Source organism: Pullulanibacillus pueri, from assembly GCF_014639255.1.
GTDB lineage: Bacteria > Bacillota > Bacilli > Bacillales > Sporolactobacillaceae > Pullulanibacillus > Pullulanibacillus pueri.
Window position 1 is genome coordinate 109,320 of the sequence record NZ_BMFV01000003.1, and the last position, 16,543, is coordinate 125,862.

Genomic DNA, 16,543 nt, shown 5'->3' on the forward strand with positions numbered 1-16,543 from the left:
TGATGTTGGTGAGAAAAGTTGGTGTCGATATGAAGCAGTTCGGCTCGGAGTACGGTGAGCTCCTCATTGCCCTTTTATTAATAATACTTGGGGGATTAACGCATAATGCTTTGATTTGTTATGGTCTAACGATCATTATCGCAATTTATAGCTTTTTTCGTCCTAAAAAGGGTTTGATGGTGCTTGCGATTTATGTTCCCATAAGACCTTTTTTAATTGAAATAGAAGGCACTTTAAAAGCTGTTGCTGATGGCATTATTTTGTTTGCACTTCTTAGGGTCCTTTACGATGCCCGCCATAATCTGAGCAGTATTTTCCGCCTGAAGTGGTTTGAATGGGCCTTCTGGCTCTATTGTATTATTGGATCACTTTCCGGACTTCTCACAGGTGTTCCGCTAACCGCCGTGATCTTTGAATCACGTGCACTTCTTCTTTTCTTCTTATTATTTTATATCATCAGGCGCCTTGACATCACACAGGAAGATATTAAACGTTTGATTTGGATTGTCTTTTGGGTGGCCATCCTATTATCCCTTCATGGTTGGGTGGAAAAATTGTCGATAAGGTCTTGGCTATTGCCGCTAGATTGGGTCATGCGACCACTATCACCAACCAATCGCATCCGCATCTATGGGTTAATTGATAATCCGAATACATTAGCTCTTTTTCTAGTCTTAAGCTATTTCTTTTCTTTCTACCTTAGAGGCTTTTATAAAGGAGCGCTTAAGGTTACTTTGCATATCGGTTCAGTCATCCTCTTAGGGACGATGATTCTTACTTTCTCAAGAGGTGTTTTTATTGGTCTTGTGTTTTGTTCCTTACTGTATTTGGTTTTGTCAAGACATTGGCGCCATATAGCGCAAACAGCACTGTACCTTGCTCTTGGTATCCTTATTGTCGCCTTGCCCATTATTTTACTCTCAGGGGTTTTAGACGATACGTATCTAGGAGAGACCCAGCATAGAATCATGGAGAAATATGACCAAGAAGGCACGACAGCAACGAAGCGATTATCGGGGACCTTTGGCAAGGATAATATCGAGCAGGATTCTCGGACAGGACGGATTTTTTATGTCAAAAAGGGGCTAGAAATCTTTCGAGATCACCCGATTTTAGGAACAGGATTTGATACCTTTGGCGATTCGGCAACATTAAGTTATCCTTCGCCTATCTACACGGACTATGGTATTGCAAAGGATACCCATATTTACTCGGACAATCAGTATATTCAAGTCATGGCACAAACGGGTGTAGTAGGTGTTCTTATTATTGCTGTCTTTTTGCTCGGAATGTTAAAGGCGATATGGGATCGACGGAAGACCTCGAATTTAGCATTACCTTTAGGTGTTTTTTTGATTGGACTCTATGTCACAGGGTGTTATTACAATGTCTGGGAGAATAACGTTGTTGGTTTATTCTATTTTCCCTTTCTTGCGGTCGTTCTGCCATTAAAAGATCAAGCTGACGAACGGAGTCATGAATGAATCCATTAAAGAAAGTGTTTTGATGCGTGTGAAGATCCTTGTATTAAGCAATATGTATCCAAGTGTAAAAGCTTTAAGCTTTGGTATTTTTGTCAAAAATCAAGTCGAAGCCTTGAAGAAGAGAAACCTTGATGTTGATGTGATCGCCATTGACGATGCGCGCATGGGACTACGCTTCGCTTTACCAAAATACAGCAAATGGTTATTAAAAAACATCATGCGCATGCTAAAGGCTGGGACCTCATATCACATCATTCATGCCCACTATATTTTTCCTACAGGTATGGTGGGTTTATGGTATAAAAAACTGTTCAAGGCAAAGCTCATTGTGACCGCCCATGGGGGAGATATTGATCGTATGGCACGGAAAAGTCAACGCCTTTTTACCTATACACGAAAAGTCCTTGAACATGCCGATCACATTATCGCTGTTGGTGAGCAATTAAAGGAGGACATTGTTCGAGACTTTTCAATAGAGCCGTGCAAGGTTTCCGTCTTAAATATGGGCGTCAACCGAGAATTATTTTATCCCATCGATCAGAAACTCGCCGTGCGTCGGTTAGGTTTAAATCCGAGTAAAAAGCACATACTGTTTGTAGGGAATATCATCAAGGATAAAGGACTTCGCGAGCTTTTTTCGGCCTTCCAAATCCTATCGGCCTCTGATCGTGAACTAGAGCTTCATTTAATCGGCCATCATAAAGAGCCGGTATTTTATGAAGAGTTGGCGGTACAAGCTAGCCAAATGGGATCTGATCGTATTCACTTTTACCCTGTTCAATCACAAGCGCAGCTAGCCTGCTGGATGTCAGCCTGTGATCTGTTTGTCCTCCCCTCTTATATGGAGGGCTTTGGTTTAGTCGCTCTTGAAGCGATGAGCTGTGGCACACCGGTCGTGGCTACGGCCGTTGGTGGATTAAAATATCTTATCGGTGAGGAAAACGGCCTTTTAGTTCCTCCGAAGAATAGTGAAGCTTTAGCCGAAGCGATGGCTCATGTATTGAATGACAGTGAGGTTTATACCAACCTGGTAAAAAACGGCCTTAAGCTCGCAGAATGTTACTCGGAACATAAATTGATTGATTCCTTAATTAACCTTTATAAACAAACAAGAAGCGAGACGATGAATCATGACGACTGAGAGAAAAAAGGTGATGTTTATCTCTTCAATTGGGGGGCATCTCACCCAATTGTTGCAGCTGAGTCCGTTATTTGAGGAATATGACTATCATATTGTAACAGAAAAATCCGAAATTACCTTGAAAATGAAAGACCAATATAATATGTCCTATTTGGTTTATGGGGCGCGGAATTACCCGCTAAGATATCTTTATAAATTTACGTACAATATCTTAAAGTCCTTAGCCTTATTTCTGAAAATAAAGCCAGAAGTCATTGTCACAACAGGGGCGCACACCTCTGTGCCGATGTGTTATATTGCCAAGCTTTTTAAGCGGAAAGTCGTTTTTATTGAAAGCTTTGCAAAATCCAAAAGTCAGACACTTTCAGGTAAAATTGTTTATCCGATTGCTGATCTATTTATAGTGCAGTGGGAGAGCATGCTCGAATTTTATCCTGATGCTATTTATGGGGGGTCTATCTATTGATTCTTGTTGTTTTAGGTACGCACGAGCTGCCCTTTACGCGGTTATTGGAAGCAGTCGAAACGAGCCTAAGGAAGGGTGATATTAAGGATGAAGTCATTGTCCAATGTGGGCATACATCCTTCCAATCCGATTATATGACCCAATATGATTTTTTGAGCTACGATAAAATGGACGAGTTTTATGACCAAGCAGATATCATCATAACCCATGGAGGTACAGGATCCATTGTATCTGGATTAAAAAAGGGTAAAAAAATGATTGCGGCAGCTCGTTTGAAAAAGTATGGTGAGCATAATGATGATCATCAGAAAGAAATTATTAGTGAATTTGTGAAAGCCAATTATTTATTAGAATGGCGAGAGGAAGCCCCTTTAGCGAGCGTGATTGAAGAAGCTTATCGCTTTACCCCCGAACCGTTTGTTGCGGGTCGAGATAAAATCTTGGAAATTATTCGCCGGTTTATATCATAAAGATAATAAGGAGGAATGTCAGGACTTTCATTATAAAGGGGTGAAGTGAATATGAATATTGTCATTGTCGGAACGGGCTATGTTGGTCTTGTTTCCGGCTCTTGTTTTGCCGATAAAGGTCACCACGTCTACTGTGTCGATAATAACCAGTCAAAGATCAAAGACCTGAAAAATGGCATCATCCCAATATATGAAAAAGGACTAAAATCACTGATCGATAGAAACACAGCCAATGGACACTTAGAATTTACGACTTCTCTAAAGGATGCTGTAGGTGAGGCGGACTTTATTTTTATTGCCGTAGGGACACCAGAAATGACCAATGGAGAGGCTAATTTAGAGTATGTTTATCATGTCGCAGACGAATTAAGCGAGGTTTTAGATGATACGCGCTATAGAGTAATTGTCGATAAATCCACCGTCCCCATTGGAACTGCCTATGAAGTTCGGAAACGGATCGCCCGTAATATCCCCACGGCGGCCTTTGATGTCTGCTCAGTCCCAGAATTTTTAAAAGAAGGTTCAGCGGTTCATGACACCTTGCATCCAGACCGTATTGTCATAGGCACGGATTCAGAAAAAGCCCAAAAGCGTTTAGTGGAGCTTCATCGTCCATTTTCTAATCAACTTTTTGTAACAGATATTCGGAGTGCAGAAATGATAAAATATGCATCGAACTGTTTCTTAGCCACTAAGATCTCTTTTATCAATGAAATCGCCAATCTGTGTGATGCCTATGGGGCAGACATAAAAGAGGTGGCCGCAGCGATGGGGCTGGATAAAAGAATTAGTCCTCACTTTTTAAATGCTGGTTTAGGCTATGGGGGGTCCTGTTTCCCGAAGGACATTAAAGCACTCATTAATATGGCCGACCAAGTAGACTATGATGCGACCCTCCTCAAGGCAGTCCAACAAGTAAATACTAAACAAAAGTACCGTGTGATCTCGCATTTACACAATGTCTTCGATCATGAACTGGCAGGTAAAAAAATCGGTATTTTGGGCTTAGCCTTTAAACCAAATACGGATGACTTTAGAGAGTCCCCGTCCTTATTTATCATTCATGAGTTGGTTAAACAAGCGGCCACTGTTGTTGTCTATGATCCTGTCGTTGGACATAAGGCCCGTCTTCCAGATAAAGTGGAAATTATGGAGGAGGTTACCTCAGTTTTTGACCACGTCGACGCTGTCGTTTTGATGACGGAATGGCCTGAGTTTATCCATCTCCCCTATGAATCTTTGAAACATAAGATGCGAACCCCAGTAGTCATCGATGGTCGAAATGCCCTTGACCCCGTTGAATTGAAAAATAATGGCTTTATCTACCATGGGATTGGTGTAAGGTAAAATTTAACTAGTAATTCTACTAGATTTTCAATAAACTAGAGAGTAATATGAAGAAATAAAGCTAAAACTTTAAGCAAACATGTTGCTCAAACATTCACAGTACAAGACAGGATGGATATTTTGAAAACTGTAGAATTACTGGGGACCAAGTTTATTAGTAGTCCTATGGAAGCCTTTGTTCAAGAATTGAATAGGCGCCTGATAAGCGGCCAGCAAACCTTCGTTGTGACCGCGAATCCTGAAATTATGATGTACACCTATAAAGACCCGAACTATGCCCAAGTGCTAAAGCATGCTGACTATATTATTCCTGATGGTATAGGGGTCGTGATGGCTTCGAAAATCCTTAAGAAGCCCATAGAAAGTCGTCTGCCGGGATTTGATCTCATGATGCATCTTCTTGAGTTGGCTACAGAAAAGAACTATTCCGTTTATTTTTTGGGAGCCAAGGAAGAAGTCATCGTCAAAGCCGTGAAGCAGGCTGCGATTCAATTCCCAAAGCTAAAAATCGCTGGCTACCACCATGGTTATATAGATTTTAATGATACGTCTATTATTGAAGAAATACGATCAAAGTCACCGGATATTGTCCTTGTCGGATTAGGGTTTCCGCAACAGGAAATGTGGATTCAAAACAATCGCCACGTTATGGAAAAAGGCGTGTTTATGGGCGTTGGTGGCAGTTTCGATGTCCTTGCTGGCCTCGTCAAAAGGGCTCCAGAAATATGGCAAAAACTCAATTTAGAGTGGCTCTATCGTTTGATTAAGCAGCCCTCGCGTTGGCGACGGATGACCGTCCTCCCACTTTATCTTCTCAAAGCAATCAAAGCTCGTCTAAAACGTGAAAATTAACCTATCTCAGTGACTATGGGGTAGGTTTTTTTATATGCGGAAAGGCGTCGATTGGTGCTCTGACAAAGGGGGTGGCTGCTTTCAAGAAGTGGTGTTCGTCAAATGGGATCTGCCAGCTTTCGAAAGGAGTGCTGTGGCGCACGAAAAAGCGCTCGAGCTTCCAAAACGAGTGGCGCGCCGCTCAAGAGAAACTGGCTACTATCAAAACAAAAGGAAAGGCTGGCGTCTCAATCAATGCTCCCACTGCCAAAAGGAGAACGAAAAAACGCTTCGGGCTGCCTTTTGGTAAAAAACTTTTTCATTATCTAGACGGGAACCGGGCGCTCTTGCCGGGTTTTTTTAAAAGAAAAGAAAGTATAAGCCGTCGAAGCAATAAAGAGATCGGTAGCAAAATTTGTCTTCTCTGATGGGACTTAGCGGAGGTCAAGTTTTTTTATCAATTCATCCCTCCTTTAGTATCGTTGGCGGTCACTTCTTAGAAGAGAGTGTCATTGCACGTAATGATTCCCCATTGTTCGTCAATTCCTTAATCATACCTTTACTTTTACTTTATAACCCATTAATAAATGTATTTTATGCTATTGATGAACACGAATTCACAAGGGAGGGATGGCAGGAGGATGAAGGAGTTATTAATGATTTCACAAAATTACTATCCTGAAATTGGTAGTGCAGCGAACAGAATGAAAAATATTCACCGCTTACTCAAGAAAAATCAAGTGAATGTGACGGTTTTGACCACTGAGCCGTGTTACCCTAATCGTCAATTATACGAAGAAGATTCGAGCTTTTGGTCGCATGAAGAAAGCGAAAGCGGGCAAGAAGTGATAAGAGTCCATCCTAAAATGAGAAAGTATACGAGTAATATGCTCAATCGATTACTTCATTATTTAGAAATTATGCTCAGGTTGACGATGGTCATTTTCCATTTGAGACGCTCCTTTGATTACGTGTTGGTGACCTCGCCTCCGATTTTTATAGGTGTGGTAGGGCTAATTGCAAAGTGGAAATATAAAACACCATTGATTTTAGATGTAAGGGATCTTTGGCCGGAGACTCTAAAGGGGGTTGGGATCATGAATCATAAGCCAATTTTAAAATTAGCCTATCTATTTGAAAAGAAATTGTATCGATCTGCTGACAGGATCATCGTGAATAGCCCTTCTTTCAAGTCTTATATTTTGGCAAAAGGGATAGCGGAAGAGAAGATTAGTTTTATGCCCAACTCATTAACCGAGGACGAACTTTTAAAGGCAGAGACTCCTGTTAAGAAAGAGGGGCCATTAACTGTAATCTATACTGGAAATCTCGGACTCGCTCAGGATGTCGAAAAACTTGTCAAAATGGCTGAGCACTTTGCGGATCGCAAGGACATTCGATTTAAAATTATCGGTTACGGCTATAAGAAAGCAGTCATTGCTAAAACGATTAAAGCTTGCCAATTAGATAATATTGAACTCCTTCATCCTAAGACCCGTGAAGAAACCTTAACGGCCATTCATGGTGCAGATATAGCCTATGTCACCTTGCAAGATAAAGAGGTATTTAATACGGTGCTACCTGGAAAAATCATGGACTATATGGCTATGAGAAAACCAATCGTTGGTGATGTTGCGGGCTACAGCAGTTTCGTCATTCGAGAAGCTAAATGTGGTCTAGTTGCTGAGGACAGAGATCTTGAGGCCTTGTGTAAGGCGATCACGAGGCTTGTCGAAAATCCTAACCTAAGAAAAATGTATGGCGATAATGGCTATCGCTATGCTTATAGGAAATTAAGATGGAATACAAATATACAAGTATTATTGACTATTTTGGAGGCCTTCAATGAAGAAGAGGGTTTGCATGTTTGTTTGGAATCACTTTACAAATGACGCTAGAGTTTTGAGAGAATGTACGGCCCTTGCTGAAGAGGGATATGAAGTGGATTTAATTGCCATTCATGATCGAAAGAACCCAAGTCTACAACACTATGAAAAAAGAAATGAGTTATTTTCAGTTATCCGAGTTAAAAATCACTTTCCTCTGATTACAAAAAGTCGTCACTTCCTCAATAAATGCAAGACTATATTTAAAAACCATATTATATTAACCCTTTTAAGTGGCTTGATCATATGTTTGGTTTTATTCACACTCTCTCCTTATTTTTTGCTAGTACCTTTAGCCCTGTTCATTGCTATGGCTAACCTAACATTAACGAAACTCCCCAAATATATGGTAAGATTATTGATTTTTCTACAAATGGTGAAATACGGCTTGAAAAAGAAATATGATATCTATCATTCGAATGATCTCAATACGCTTCCCCAGGGCTGGCTTTGTGCGAAGCTCCTTCGCCTAAGAAGAAAGCCATTAATTTATGACTCCCATGAAGTGCAAACGAGTCGCACGGGCTATAACAGTAAAATATATGGCATTTTAGAAAAGTTTTATCTCTATTTTGTTGATGTCATGATTATGGAAAATCACACGAGAGCAAAGTATATCGAGGAGCGTTACGGATTTTATCCGGCTGTCGTTCATAACTATCCTATTCCGACTCAACCTGAAGAAAATCATAAGATTAACTTAAAACAAATGTTGAACATTGATGATGATGAACCGATCCTGTTATATCAAGGAGGGATTCAAACTGGGAGAGGATTAGAGCAAATTGTGCAAGCAATCCCTAAGATTCGAAAAGGGAAGGTTGTTTTTATAGGCGATGGCAGAATAAAAGAGACGCTGGTCCAGATGGTCGATGAGATGAATGTACAGGATCGTGTTCATTTCCTACCGAAAGTTCCTCTGGATGAATTGCTTGATTATACAAGAAACGCCTATCTTGGGTTTCAGGTCCTTAATAATGTCTGTTTTAACCATTACTCAGCCTCTTCTAATAAGCTTTTCGAATATATGATGAGTGGCGTCCCGGTCATTGCATGCAGTTTTCCTGAGATAAAGAAGGTTGTAGAAAAAGAAAACATTGGCATTTGTGTTGATTCCCATGATCCGGATTCGATAGCAGAAGGCGCCAATTATCTCATCAAAAATCAGGAAGTACACCAAGAGATGCGAAGGAATTGTTTTAAAGCAAGAGATAAATACAATTGGAGACATGAGCGTTTGAATTTTTTATCCATATATGAACACATCGAATATAGTCATAAATACACCGTGGCGCAAAGTTAGAGCTGGGCAAAGCGGTGTGTTTTTTAGAAGCAAGTATAAAATTCTAGTCTTCAGGATGGTGTGGCTCTCCGCACTAGAACGCTTGCTTTCCTCGGAACAACTCGGGCGTCTATTGGTGAAGTAACGCTCGCCCCGTTCCCGAAGGACTCTAGTTTAAACATCCGTGAGTCAGCGACGCTGAGGAATACACTGAGTATAAGTGTTCCGAATCCAGCGCCTTCCGTTCCGATCAACTGGGTACTAACGCAGCCTTTGGTAAAAAAACTTTTCATTGTTTTAATAAGGACCAGGGCTTTGCCCGATTTTTCTTAGCTTAACGCGCTCAACAAACCTTCACCGAGACTTTACTATCCGTCAACTTGCTTTTTACAGTACGTTTACCTTCAGCTGTTACGATGGATTCAATAAGAAAAAGGTTGCTGAATTCAAATGCTTGGAGGAGAGTATTATGAAAATTTGTATGATCGGATTAGGGTATATTGGATTACCGACAGCAGCAATGTTTGCGAAAAGTGGTCTGGAGGTTGTTGGAGTAGATATTATGCCAACTATCGTAGAAACACTTAATAATGGGGAGGTCCCTATTGAGGAACCAGGGCTTGCCCCTCTGGTTCAAGAGGTTGTAGGCAACGGGCGCTTGCGAGCATCCTTATTTCCAGAACAAGCGGATGCCTTTATTATCTCAGTCCCTACACCTAATCGTGAAGATGAGTACAAGTCCTGTGATCTTTCAGCTGTGCTTCATGCGACCAGGCAGCTCCTCCCTTATTTACAAAGCGGTAACACCATTATTATTGAATCGACCATAGCTCCAAGAAGTACAGAAGACTTTATTCAACCCTTGATTGAGGAGGCGGGATGGACCATAGGTAAAGATATTTTTCTTGTCCATTGCCCAGAGCGTGTATTACCAGGCCAAATATTACATGAGCTTGTTCACAATAATCGGATTGTTGGCGGCGTAACGCCGGCATGTGCGGAGGCAGCGGAGTATTTATATAAAAAGTTCGTCAAAGGTGACATCATCAAGACAAATGCTAAAACTGCAGAAATGTCCAAGCTGATTGAAAATACTTTTCGTGATGTGAATATTGCCTTGGCTAACGAACTTGCAAAATTATGTCATGAACTAGGGATAAATGTTTATGACGTGATTCAAATGGCTAATAAACATCCACGGGTCAATGTACATCAACCAGGTCCAGGGGTCGGTGGGCATTGTCTGGCAGTTGACCCGTACTTTATTGTCGCCAAGGCACCAGAAACGGCTAAAATGATTCAATTGGCTCGCGACATTAATGTTTCTATGCCCGAATATGTCGTGGATCAGGTCAAAGCATTGCTCCATACGATTGATCGACCGAAGATTGTCGTTCTAGGGATCACGTATAAGGCGAATATTGATGACATCAGGGAAAGTCCTGCATTAGAAATTATTGAGAAGTTAAAAGGACAAGGGGCTCAAGTCATTATTTATGATCCTCATGTGCATAAGGGTTTTTATAAAGAACAACCTTTAGAGGAAACCGTCGAAGAGGCCCATATGTTACTTTTACTCACTGACCATGATGAGTTTAAGTCCCTAAACTATGATCAACTGGCAATGAAGATGAAGAACCCGCTCCTGTTTGATACCCGTCATTGTATTCCCGAGATACCTTGGAAGACCATGCAGGTTTTCAACTTTGGAAATCTTTATGAAGAAGCCAATAGTCCTTCTGAAGCGCAATACATTAAGAGTTAAGTCAATGCTCATTTTGAGTATTTCACAGGGTTAGCATGCTTTATTATGCTGACCCTCTTAATATGGGTCAAAAATGTGTAAAAAGCTTTGGGTGTGACCAGAAGCGCAACAGGATTTCGTTTAACAGCTTTTAGAACTCACATATCGGTTAGATGTCCCTAAAGTCCTCATAAATGCCTCTCTGCTATCTTGGAAAAAAATCACTTCTAATCTATTTTACCCCTGATTATGTAAGAAATACAGTACGGTAAAATCTAACAATCTATTGCAAATATCGCCCTTCCCTATTAATCTTATATACAGAAACATGAAGTGTTCAGTGGCTATTGACTGGCGCTAGAATGTATCCAATCCATTTCAACTCATTTTTTATTTTCCCTTCAAATGTTTTTAATTTATTTCTTCTTCACTTCTTTCCGTTTCAAACCAAAATTAAGCCTTAAAAATATATATTGAGAAAGTAGGTTGGTGCTTTGAAGCCATTTCGAATGACTTCTTCCATCTTGATTTGTGCACTCTTACTCATGGGAACATGGGTCACAGCCTTTTCCAAAAAAGGATTTGCAGAAACGACAGATGTATCAACAAAGACAATAACTGATGGTGAGCAAACTATCAATCTTTCAAATAGCTTTAGTCTTCATATAAATAATCAGTCGCAAGGGGCTAATTATCAATTTTCACAATCAGGAAAAACTGTTGATGAGGAGACCTTAAGCCTGGCACGCGTTGAAGTCGTTCAAGAGTGGACCGCCGGCAATAGTGAGTACGTTCTAGTTGAAGAGCGTGAGGACGGTTCAGGTGCTTATCTTAATTTTCGTCTTTTCCAGATTTCTGATACGTCAATTAAAGAAATTTTTCATTCGGACAAGCTCTATCCCAAAGCCTCAGTAAGTGTTGAAGGGGATACAATTAAAGTCACTTATCCTGTTTATGGAAATAATCAACCAAGGTCAGAACCAACGGCGATTCAAGCGGATGAGTATCAGCTCGATCAAGACAAGCTTTCTTATATTACGACAGAGTCCGCAGTGGATCCAGCAAAACCTGCACGGCTTATGCGAGCGAAAGCTTTTTACCAAAATCCTTCCTGGAATGAGATCAGTGACTATTTAACCCAGAAGGCGATTGAACATAATATTCCGCCCGAGATCGTGAAAGCTATTGCGTGGCAAGAAAGTGGCTGGCGCCAATTTACAACAAGTGGTGATCCTGTCATTGGTTTCGATGGACGTGGTTTAGGCATGATGCAAATCACACTGTCACAATCTGTTTTAGATAGTCAGCCAGGATTAGAAAATCAATTGAAGTACGATTGGAAGGCTAACGTTGATTATGGTTTAAACATTCTAGATGAAAAATGGGGATATGGCGGAAAAGCAAATCTCACGCCGACCATTAACGATAATGATAAGAAAAATATTGTCAACTGGTATTTTGCGATCATGGCTTACAACGGCTTTTCGAAGGTAAATGATCCTAATCTTTCGCCTTACACGCCTTATCAAGATCTCATTTACGCTCATATGAAAAATTATGGACTTCTTGATGTTCCAGAAGTCGCTAAATCAGATCTTAATGTGTATTATGTGAGCGGAAGTTCTAGAATGTATTTTAATAATAAAATGAACTACACTATTAATAGTGTCATTAATACGAAATATTTATTCAAAACAGGGCAACAGCTACAAGTGACTACGTCCAATGTTAATTTAAGATCCGACCATGAAGTGACGGCACCGGTGCTTAAGACGCTAAATAGTGGAGATCAGGTCACAGTGACAGGCGCACCGGTCAATCCTAATGATCCCTTGAATCAGTTCACTTTTTACCCAGTGAAAACAGCTGATGGAACAGTAGGTTATATCGCTTCAAGTTATCTCAGTGATCAGATTGATCATTCAGTAACTACGCCTATCCCTACCCCTGAGCAGGAATCGACAAGTGGCGATAACTCGGCAGTGGATTCAGGCGCTGATAAAGGGACGGTTAATAATGAAAAGACCAGTTTCTTTACGGACTTTAAGTCAGGAGATCAAGGGTATAACGAAGTGGCAGCCTTAGCAAAAAAAGGAATTATTAAAGGCCATGCCAATGGAACCTTCGGGCCGAAAGAGGCTCTCACGCGTTTACAAGCGGCTTTTATTTTTGTTGAGGCCTTAAATTTGCCGACGCCAGCTGTACAATCTACAGGCTTTAAGGATGTCAAAGCAAGCGTAGAAAATGCCAATATCATTGCGGCGGTGAAGAAGGCCGGGATATTTAGTGGTGATGATAAAGGGAATTTCAATGCTAACCAAACGTTGACCAGAGGACAAATGGCCAAAGTCCTTTGTGAAGCTTATCATCTTCAGCACAAAAGTAGTTATAGTTCACCTTTTGCCGATGCGAAAAGCAGTAGTTTCAAAGATTACATTGAAACTTTATATGCAAATGGCATTACTAACGGTGTAACAAGAACGACATTTGGCGTCAATCAAGCGATGAGTCGTGTTAACTTTAGTGTATTTGTTTACCGCGTGCTTGAGAAAAAAGGGCTTCTCTAAAACCATTTTGTTCCGTTGCTAAAATTGCATAGGGATTTTTCTTAACCAAAAACCTCTACATGAAATGTGTGTTTTGCATTTTATGTAGAGGTTTTTTTATAGTATCAGAATTTATATGTTGAACGATTTACGGACGTCCTTTTTTGTTGATTAAATGATTTTTTGGGGTGTTGATAAAGTAGAGGGCGTTGATCTCCACTCCAGATCGCTCGCTTTCCGCGGGCACGGCCTCAGCTAACTTGGGAATAATATAGTGGGGTTCCCAAGTGGATCTTCGGACGCGTGCTGTTCCCGCAGGAGTCTCGCGTCTTCCGTTCCAATCAACTAGGCGCTGATGTTGGCTTTTGGTAAAAACTCTTTTCATTGCTTTAATAAGGACCAGGGCTTTGCCCGTTTTTTCTTAGGAGATAATAAAGTAATCGACTTGTGGATAACAGTTCTCTGAAATGTTCATAGATAAATTGAGGTGATTGGTTACGGACAAGGTGCTTAGTGTCACCACATCTAAGTTATTGAGTCCCCATTTGTTCTCCTTGTTCTGAAAACGGTCACAAAGCCACTTTGTTGATGCCCATTTTCCAGATTCTATAGAAAAATAGTCACCAGGGCGCCTCGCTGATGCTCGTTTTCCAGATTCTAATGAAAAACGGTCACCAGGGCACTTTGTTGATGCCCATTTTCCAGATTCTATAGAAAAATAGTCACCAGGGCGCCTCGCTGATGCTCGTTTTCCAGATTCTAATGAAAAACGGTCACCAGGGCGCTTTGTTGATGCCCGTTTTCCAGATACTTTTGAAAAGCGGTCACCAGGACGCCTTGCTGATGCCCGTTTTCCAGATTCTAATGAAAAACGGTCACCAAGCCACTTTTTTGATGCCCATTTTCCAGATTCTATAGAAAACTAGTCACCAGGGCGCCTCGCTGATGCCCGTGTTCCAGATTCTATAGAAAAATAGTCACCAGGACGCCTTGCTGATGCCCGTTTTCCAGATTCTAATGAAAAACGGTCACCAGGGCGCTTTGTTGATGCCCATTTTCCAGATTCTATAGAAAAATGGTCACCAGGGCGCCTCGCTGATGCTCGTTTTCCAGATTCTATAGAAAAATAGTCACCAGGACGCCTTGCTGATGCCCGTTCTCCAGATACTTTTGAAAAGCGGTCACCAGGACGCCTTGCTGATGCCCGTTTTCCAGATTCTAATGAAAAACGGTCACCAGGGCGCTTTGTTGATGCCCGTTTTCCAGATTCTATAGAAAAATGGTCATCAGGACGCCTCGATGATGCTCGTGTTCTAATAAGTGTGCTGTTCTTCGGACACAAATCGGTGCGAGTTGGTTATGAGAGTCTGAAGTGTGCTGTTCTTCGGACACAAATCGGCGAGAGTTGGTTATGAGAGTCCGAAGTGTGCTTGTCTTTAGACACAACTGAGCTGATGCTTGTTCAAACCGTCCGAAGGGGTCGGCTTTCGGACTCGGGTGACTAGGAGATGGTGGTTCCTGTCCGCATTTTCGGAGGCCGCTTTTTGTTCCGGAAAGGTCAGTTTTTGAATAAACATTTTTTCTTCGTCACTGACTAGCAAATGTTTAAGTTCCTCAATCGCTTTGCCATAAGAATTATTTTCTTTTCCTGAAATGGAGCCAGACGCTTAGATTTTTATCATAAGTTAAGGAGGATTATCGTATGTGTATAAAGGACCAGATTGTGGATTTGCCGACACGTGAGGTTTTCAAGGAACATACACTGAAGAGTAAATAAGGCAGGTTATCTTATTCATTAAAGTGCTTAAGTTTAACTAAGAGTAGCTTATGATTTTGTGTTCAGGTCAGCACGCTTTTAGCAGATGAAAAGCGGTTTAAGGCTTTACGAATAATTAAAAACTAAGTTTTTCTATTAAATTAGTAGGAATTAAGGTATACTATGTAGAAAATTAATAATAAGTTAAGACTTCTCTGTTAACATGTCCTCTAAAGCATTAATAAAAATACAAGAGTTTAAGAGTAAGAATCAAAATGTAAAAGGATTTACATAAACTTTTAAATATTACTCTTTTTTTGATAGTGTTGAACTATAGATATAACGTTCTGTATTTTCTATTAACGTTTTAAGACTTGAGTTAAAGGGAATCTATAATAAGTTTTAAAGGGAGGAATTCATTTTGACATCTATAACTCAAACAAACTTGCAAGCACATGGAGGACCACTTGTAAACCGAGAGCTTTCTGAAGAAGAATGGAAGAATGTTGACAAGGAAGACTTACAGGCGATTACAGTTTCACCATGGACCGTTTCAGATATTGAACTCATTGGTATCGGAGGATTCAGCCCACTGACGGGATTTATGGGAAAAGAAGATTATCTGAGTGTCGTTAATAAAACTCGACTAGCAAATGGGCTCGTTTGGAGTATTCCGATTACACTACCAGTGACTCGAGAAGAAGCTGAGCAATTAAACATTGGGGATCGTGTTTTGTTGCTAGGAGAAGACGGCATTACTTATGGTGTGCTCGATCTTGAAGAAAAGTATGAATACGATAAAGCCTTAGAAGCGCAGAACGTTTATGGAACAACAGACAGTGCCCACCCAGGGGTTAAAAAAGTCTATGAAAAAGGAGAAGTCTATCTCGCAGGGCCGATCCATCTCGTCAATCGTCCAGACCATGGAGACTTTGCCGACCAGTATATGGATCCAAAAGAGACGCGTGCGATGTTCGCTGATTTAGGCTGGAAGACGATTGTGGGGTTCCAAACACGCAACCCTGTTCACCGTGCCCACGAATACATTCAAAAATGTGCTTTAGAGGCTGTTGATGGTCTATTGCTCAATCCACTTGTCGGTGAAACGAAGAGCGATGATATTTCAGCCGAAATCCGTATGGAAAGCTATAAAGTCATCTTAGAAAATTATTATCCAAAAGATCGGACGCGCCTCGTCATTTATCCCGCGGCAATGCGTTATGCAGGGCCAAAGGAAGCGATCCTACATGCCATTGTGCGTAAAAATTATGGATGCACGCATTTCATTGTGGGTCGTGATCACGCCGGTGTCGGTGACTATTATGGCACTTACGAGGCTCAAGAACTGATCAGTCAATATGAAGAGGAATTAGGTATTGGTATCTTTAAGTTTGAGCATGCCTTCTATTGCAAGAAGTGCGGCAATATGGGGACGGCAAAAACCTGCCCACACGATAAAGAATTTCATGTCCATTTAAGTGGGACCAAAGTGCGTGAAATGCTTCGTCAAGGCATCAAGCCACCAGCAGAATTTTCACGCCCTGAGGTTGCGGAAGTCCTCATTAAGGGTATGCAAGTTCAAGAGTAAAG

General features: G+C 41.0%; 12 protein-coding genes. 11 read left to right on the forward strand and 1 reads right to left on the reverse strand.

All coding sequences use genetic code 11. The features are described 5' to 3' along the window. Positions 1-2: 2 nt before the first annotated feature. The 10 genes from IEV91_RS03450 (at position 3) to IEV91_RS03495 (ending at position 13,218) form a co-directional block, all read left to right on the forward strand. A complete protein-coding gene (locus IEV91_RS03450) occupies positions 3-1,484 on the forward strand; it encodes an O-antigen ligase family protein (RefSeq protein WP_188496005.1) in 1,482 nt (493 codons plus the stop codon). A gap of 22 nt (positions 1,485-1,506) precedes the next feature. Continuing rightward, the gene (locus IEV91_RS03455; RefSeq protein WP_229745382.1) at positions 1,507-2,625 is read left to right on the forward strand and encodes a glycosyltransferase; all 1,119 of its coding nucleotides are present in this window, start codon (positions 1,507-1,509) and stop codon (positions 2,623-2,625) included. Further along, positions 2,615-3,091 carry a PssD/Cps14F family polysaccharide biosynthesis glycosyltransferase gene (gene pssD / locus IEV91_RS03460; RefSeq protein ID WP_188496006.1) on the forward strand — a complete coding sequence of 159 codons (477 nt, stop codon included), beginning with the start codon at positions 2,615-2,617 and terminating at the stop codon, positions 3,089-3,091. Before IEV91_RS03455 ends, pssD begins: the two co-directional genes overlap by 11 nt. Next, positions 3,088-3,561 carry a PssE/Cps14G family polysaccharide biosynthesis glycosyltransferase gene (gene pssE / locus IEV91_RS03465; RefSeq protein WP_188496007.1) on the forward strand — a complete coding sequence of 158 codons (474 nt, stop codon included), beginning with the start codon at positions 3,088-3,090 and terminating at the stop codon, positions 3,559-3,561. Before pssD ends, pssE begins: the two co-directional genes overlap by 4 nt. 51 nt (positions 3,562-3,612) lie before the next feature. After that, positions 3,613-4,908, forward strand: coding sequence for a UDP-glucose dehydrogenase family protein (locus tag IEV91_RS03470; protein ID WP_188496008.1), 1,296 nt, complete (start codon positions 3,613-3,615; stop codon positions 4,906-4,908). Between the two features lie 111 nt (positions 4,909-5,019). Next, positions 5,020-5,760: a WecB/TagA/CpsF family glycosyltransferase gene (locus IEV91_RS03475; RefSeq protein ID WP_188496009.1), complete on the forward strand. Its 741-nt coding sequence runs from the start codon at positions 5,020-5,022 to the stop codon at positions 5,758-5,760. A gap of 620 nt (positions 5,761-6,380) precedes the next feature. After that, on the forward strand, positions 6,381-7,631 hold the full coding sequence (locus IEV91_RS03480; protein WP_188496010.1) for a glycosyltransferase family 4 protein: 1,251 nt from the start codon (positions 6,381-6,383) through the stop codon (positions 7,629-7,631). Beyond that, positions 7,585-8,928, forward strand: a complete 1,344-nt coding sequence (locus IEV91_RS03485; protein ID WP_229745383.1) for a glycosyltransferase — start codon at positions 7,585-7,587, stop codon at positions 8,926-8,928. Before IEV91_RS03480 ends, IEV91_RS03485 begins: the two co-directional genes overlap by 47 nt. A 448-nt stretch (positions 8,929-9,376) precedes the next feature. Continuing rightward, positions 9,377-10,672, forward strand: coding sequence for a nucleotide sugar dehydrogenase (locus IEV91_RS03490; protein WP_188496011.1), 1,296 nt, complete (start codon positions 9,377-9,379; stop codon positions 10,670-10,672). A 473-nt stretch (positions 10,673-11,145) separates the two neighbouring features. Further along, positions 11,146-13,218, forward strand: coding sequence for an S-layer homology domain-containing protein (locus IEV91_RS03495; RefSeq protein WP_188496012.1), 2,073 nt, complete (start codon positions 11,146-11,148; stop codon positions 13,216-13,218). Positions 13,219-14,119: 901 nt separating this feature from the next. Here the strand turns inward: IEV91_RS03495 and IEV91_RS03500 are convergent. Beyond that, positions 14,120-14,539 carry a hypothetical protein gene (locus IEV91_RS03500; protein ID WP_188496013.1) on the reverse strand — a complete coding sequence of 140 codons (420 nt, stop codon included), beginning with the start codon at positions 14,537-14,539 and terminating at the stop codon, positions 14,120-14,122. 835 nt (positions 14,540-15,374) lie between these two features. Between IEV91_RS03500 and sat the strand changes: the two genes are divergently transcribed. Beyond that, positions 15,375-16,541, forward strand: a complete 1,167-nt coding sequence (gene sat / locus IEV91_RS03505) for a sulfate adenylyltransferase (RefSeq protein WP_188496014.1) — start codon at positions 15,375-15,377, stop codon at positions 16,539-16,541. Positions 16,542-16,543: the final 2 nt, after the last annotated feature.

What these genes read in the sequence shown, in the direction of transcription:
- IEV91_RS03450 (WP_188496005.1), top strand. Translation starts at nt 3, where the DNA reads ATGTTGGTGAGAAAAGTTGGTGTCGATATGAAGCAGTTCGGCTCGGAG.
- IEV91_RS03480 (WP_188496010.1), top strand. Translation starts at nt 6,381, where the DNA reads ATGAAGGAGTTATTAATGATTTCACAAAATTACTATCCTGAAATTGGT.
- IEV91_RS03455 (WP_229745382.1), top strand. Translation starts at nt 1,507, where the DNA reads ATGCGTGTGAAGATCCTTGTATTAAGCAATATGTATCCAAGTGTAAAA.
- IEV91_RS03490 (WP_188496011.1), top strand. Translation starts at nt 9,377, where the DNA reads ATGAAAATTTGTATGATCGGATTAGGGTATATTGGATTACCGACAGCA.
- IEV91_RS03485 (WP_229745383.1), top strand. Translation starts at nt 7,585, where the DNA reads ATGAAGAAGAGGGTTTGCATGTTTGTTTGGAATCACTTTACAAATGAC.
- pssD (WP_188496006.1), top strand. Translation starts at nt 2,615, where the DNA reads ATGACGACTGAGAGAAAAAAGGTGATGTTTATCTCTTCAATTGGGGGG.
- IEV91_RS03470 (WP_188496008.1), top strand. Translation starts at nt 3,613, where the DNA reads ATGAATATTGTCATTGTCGGAACGGGCTATGTTGGTCTTGTTTCCGGC.
- IEV91_RS03475 (WP_188496009.1), top strand. Translation starts at nt 5,020, where the DNA reads ATGGATATTTTGAAAACTGTAGAATTACTGGGGACCAAGTTTATTAGT.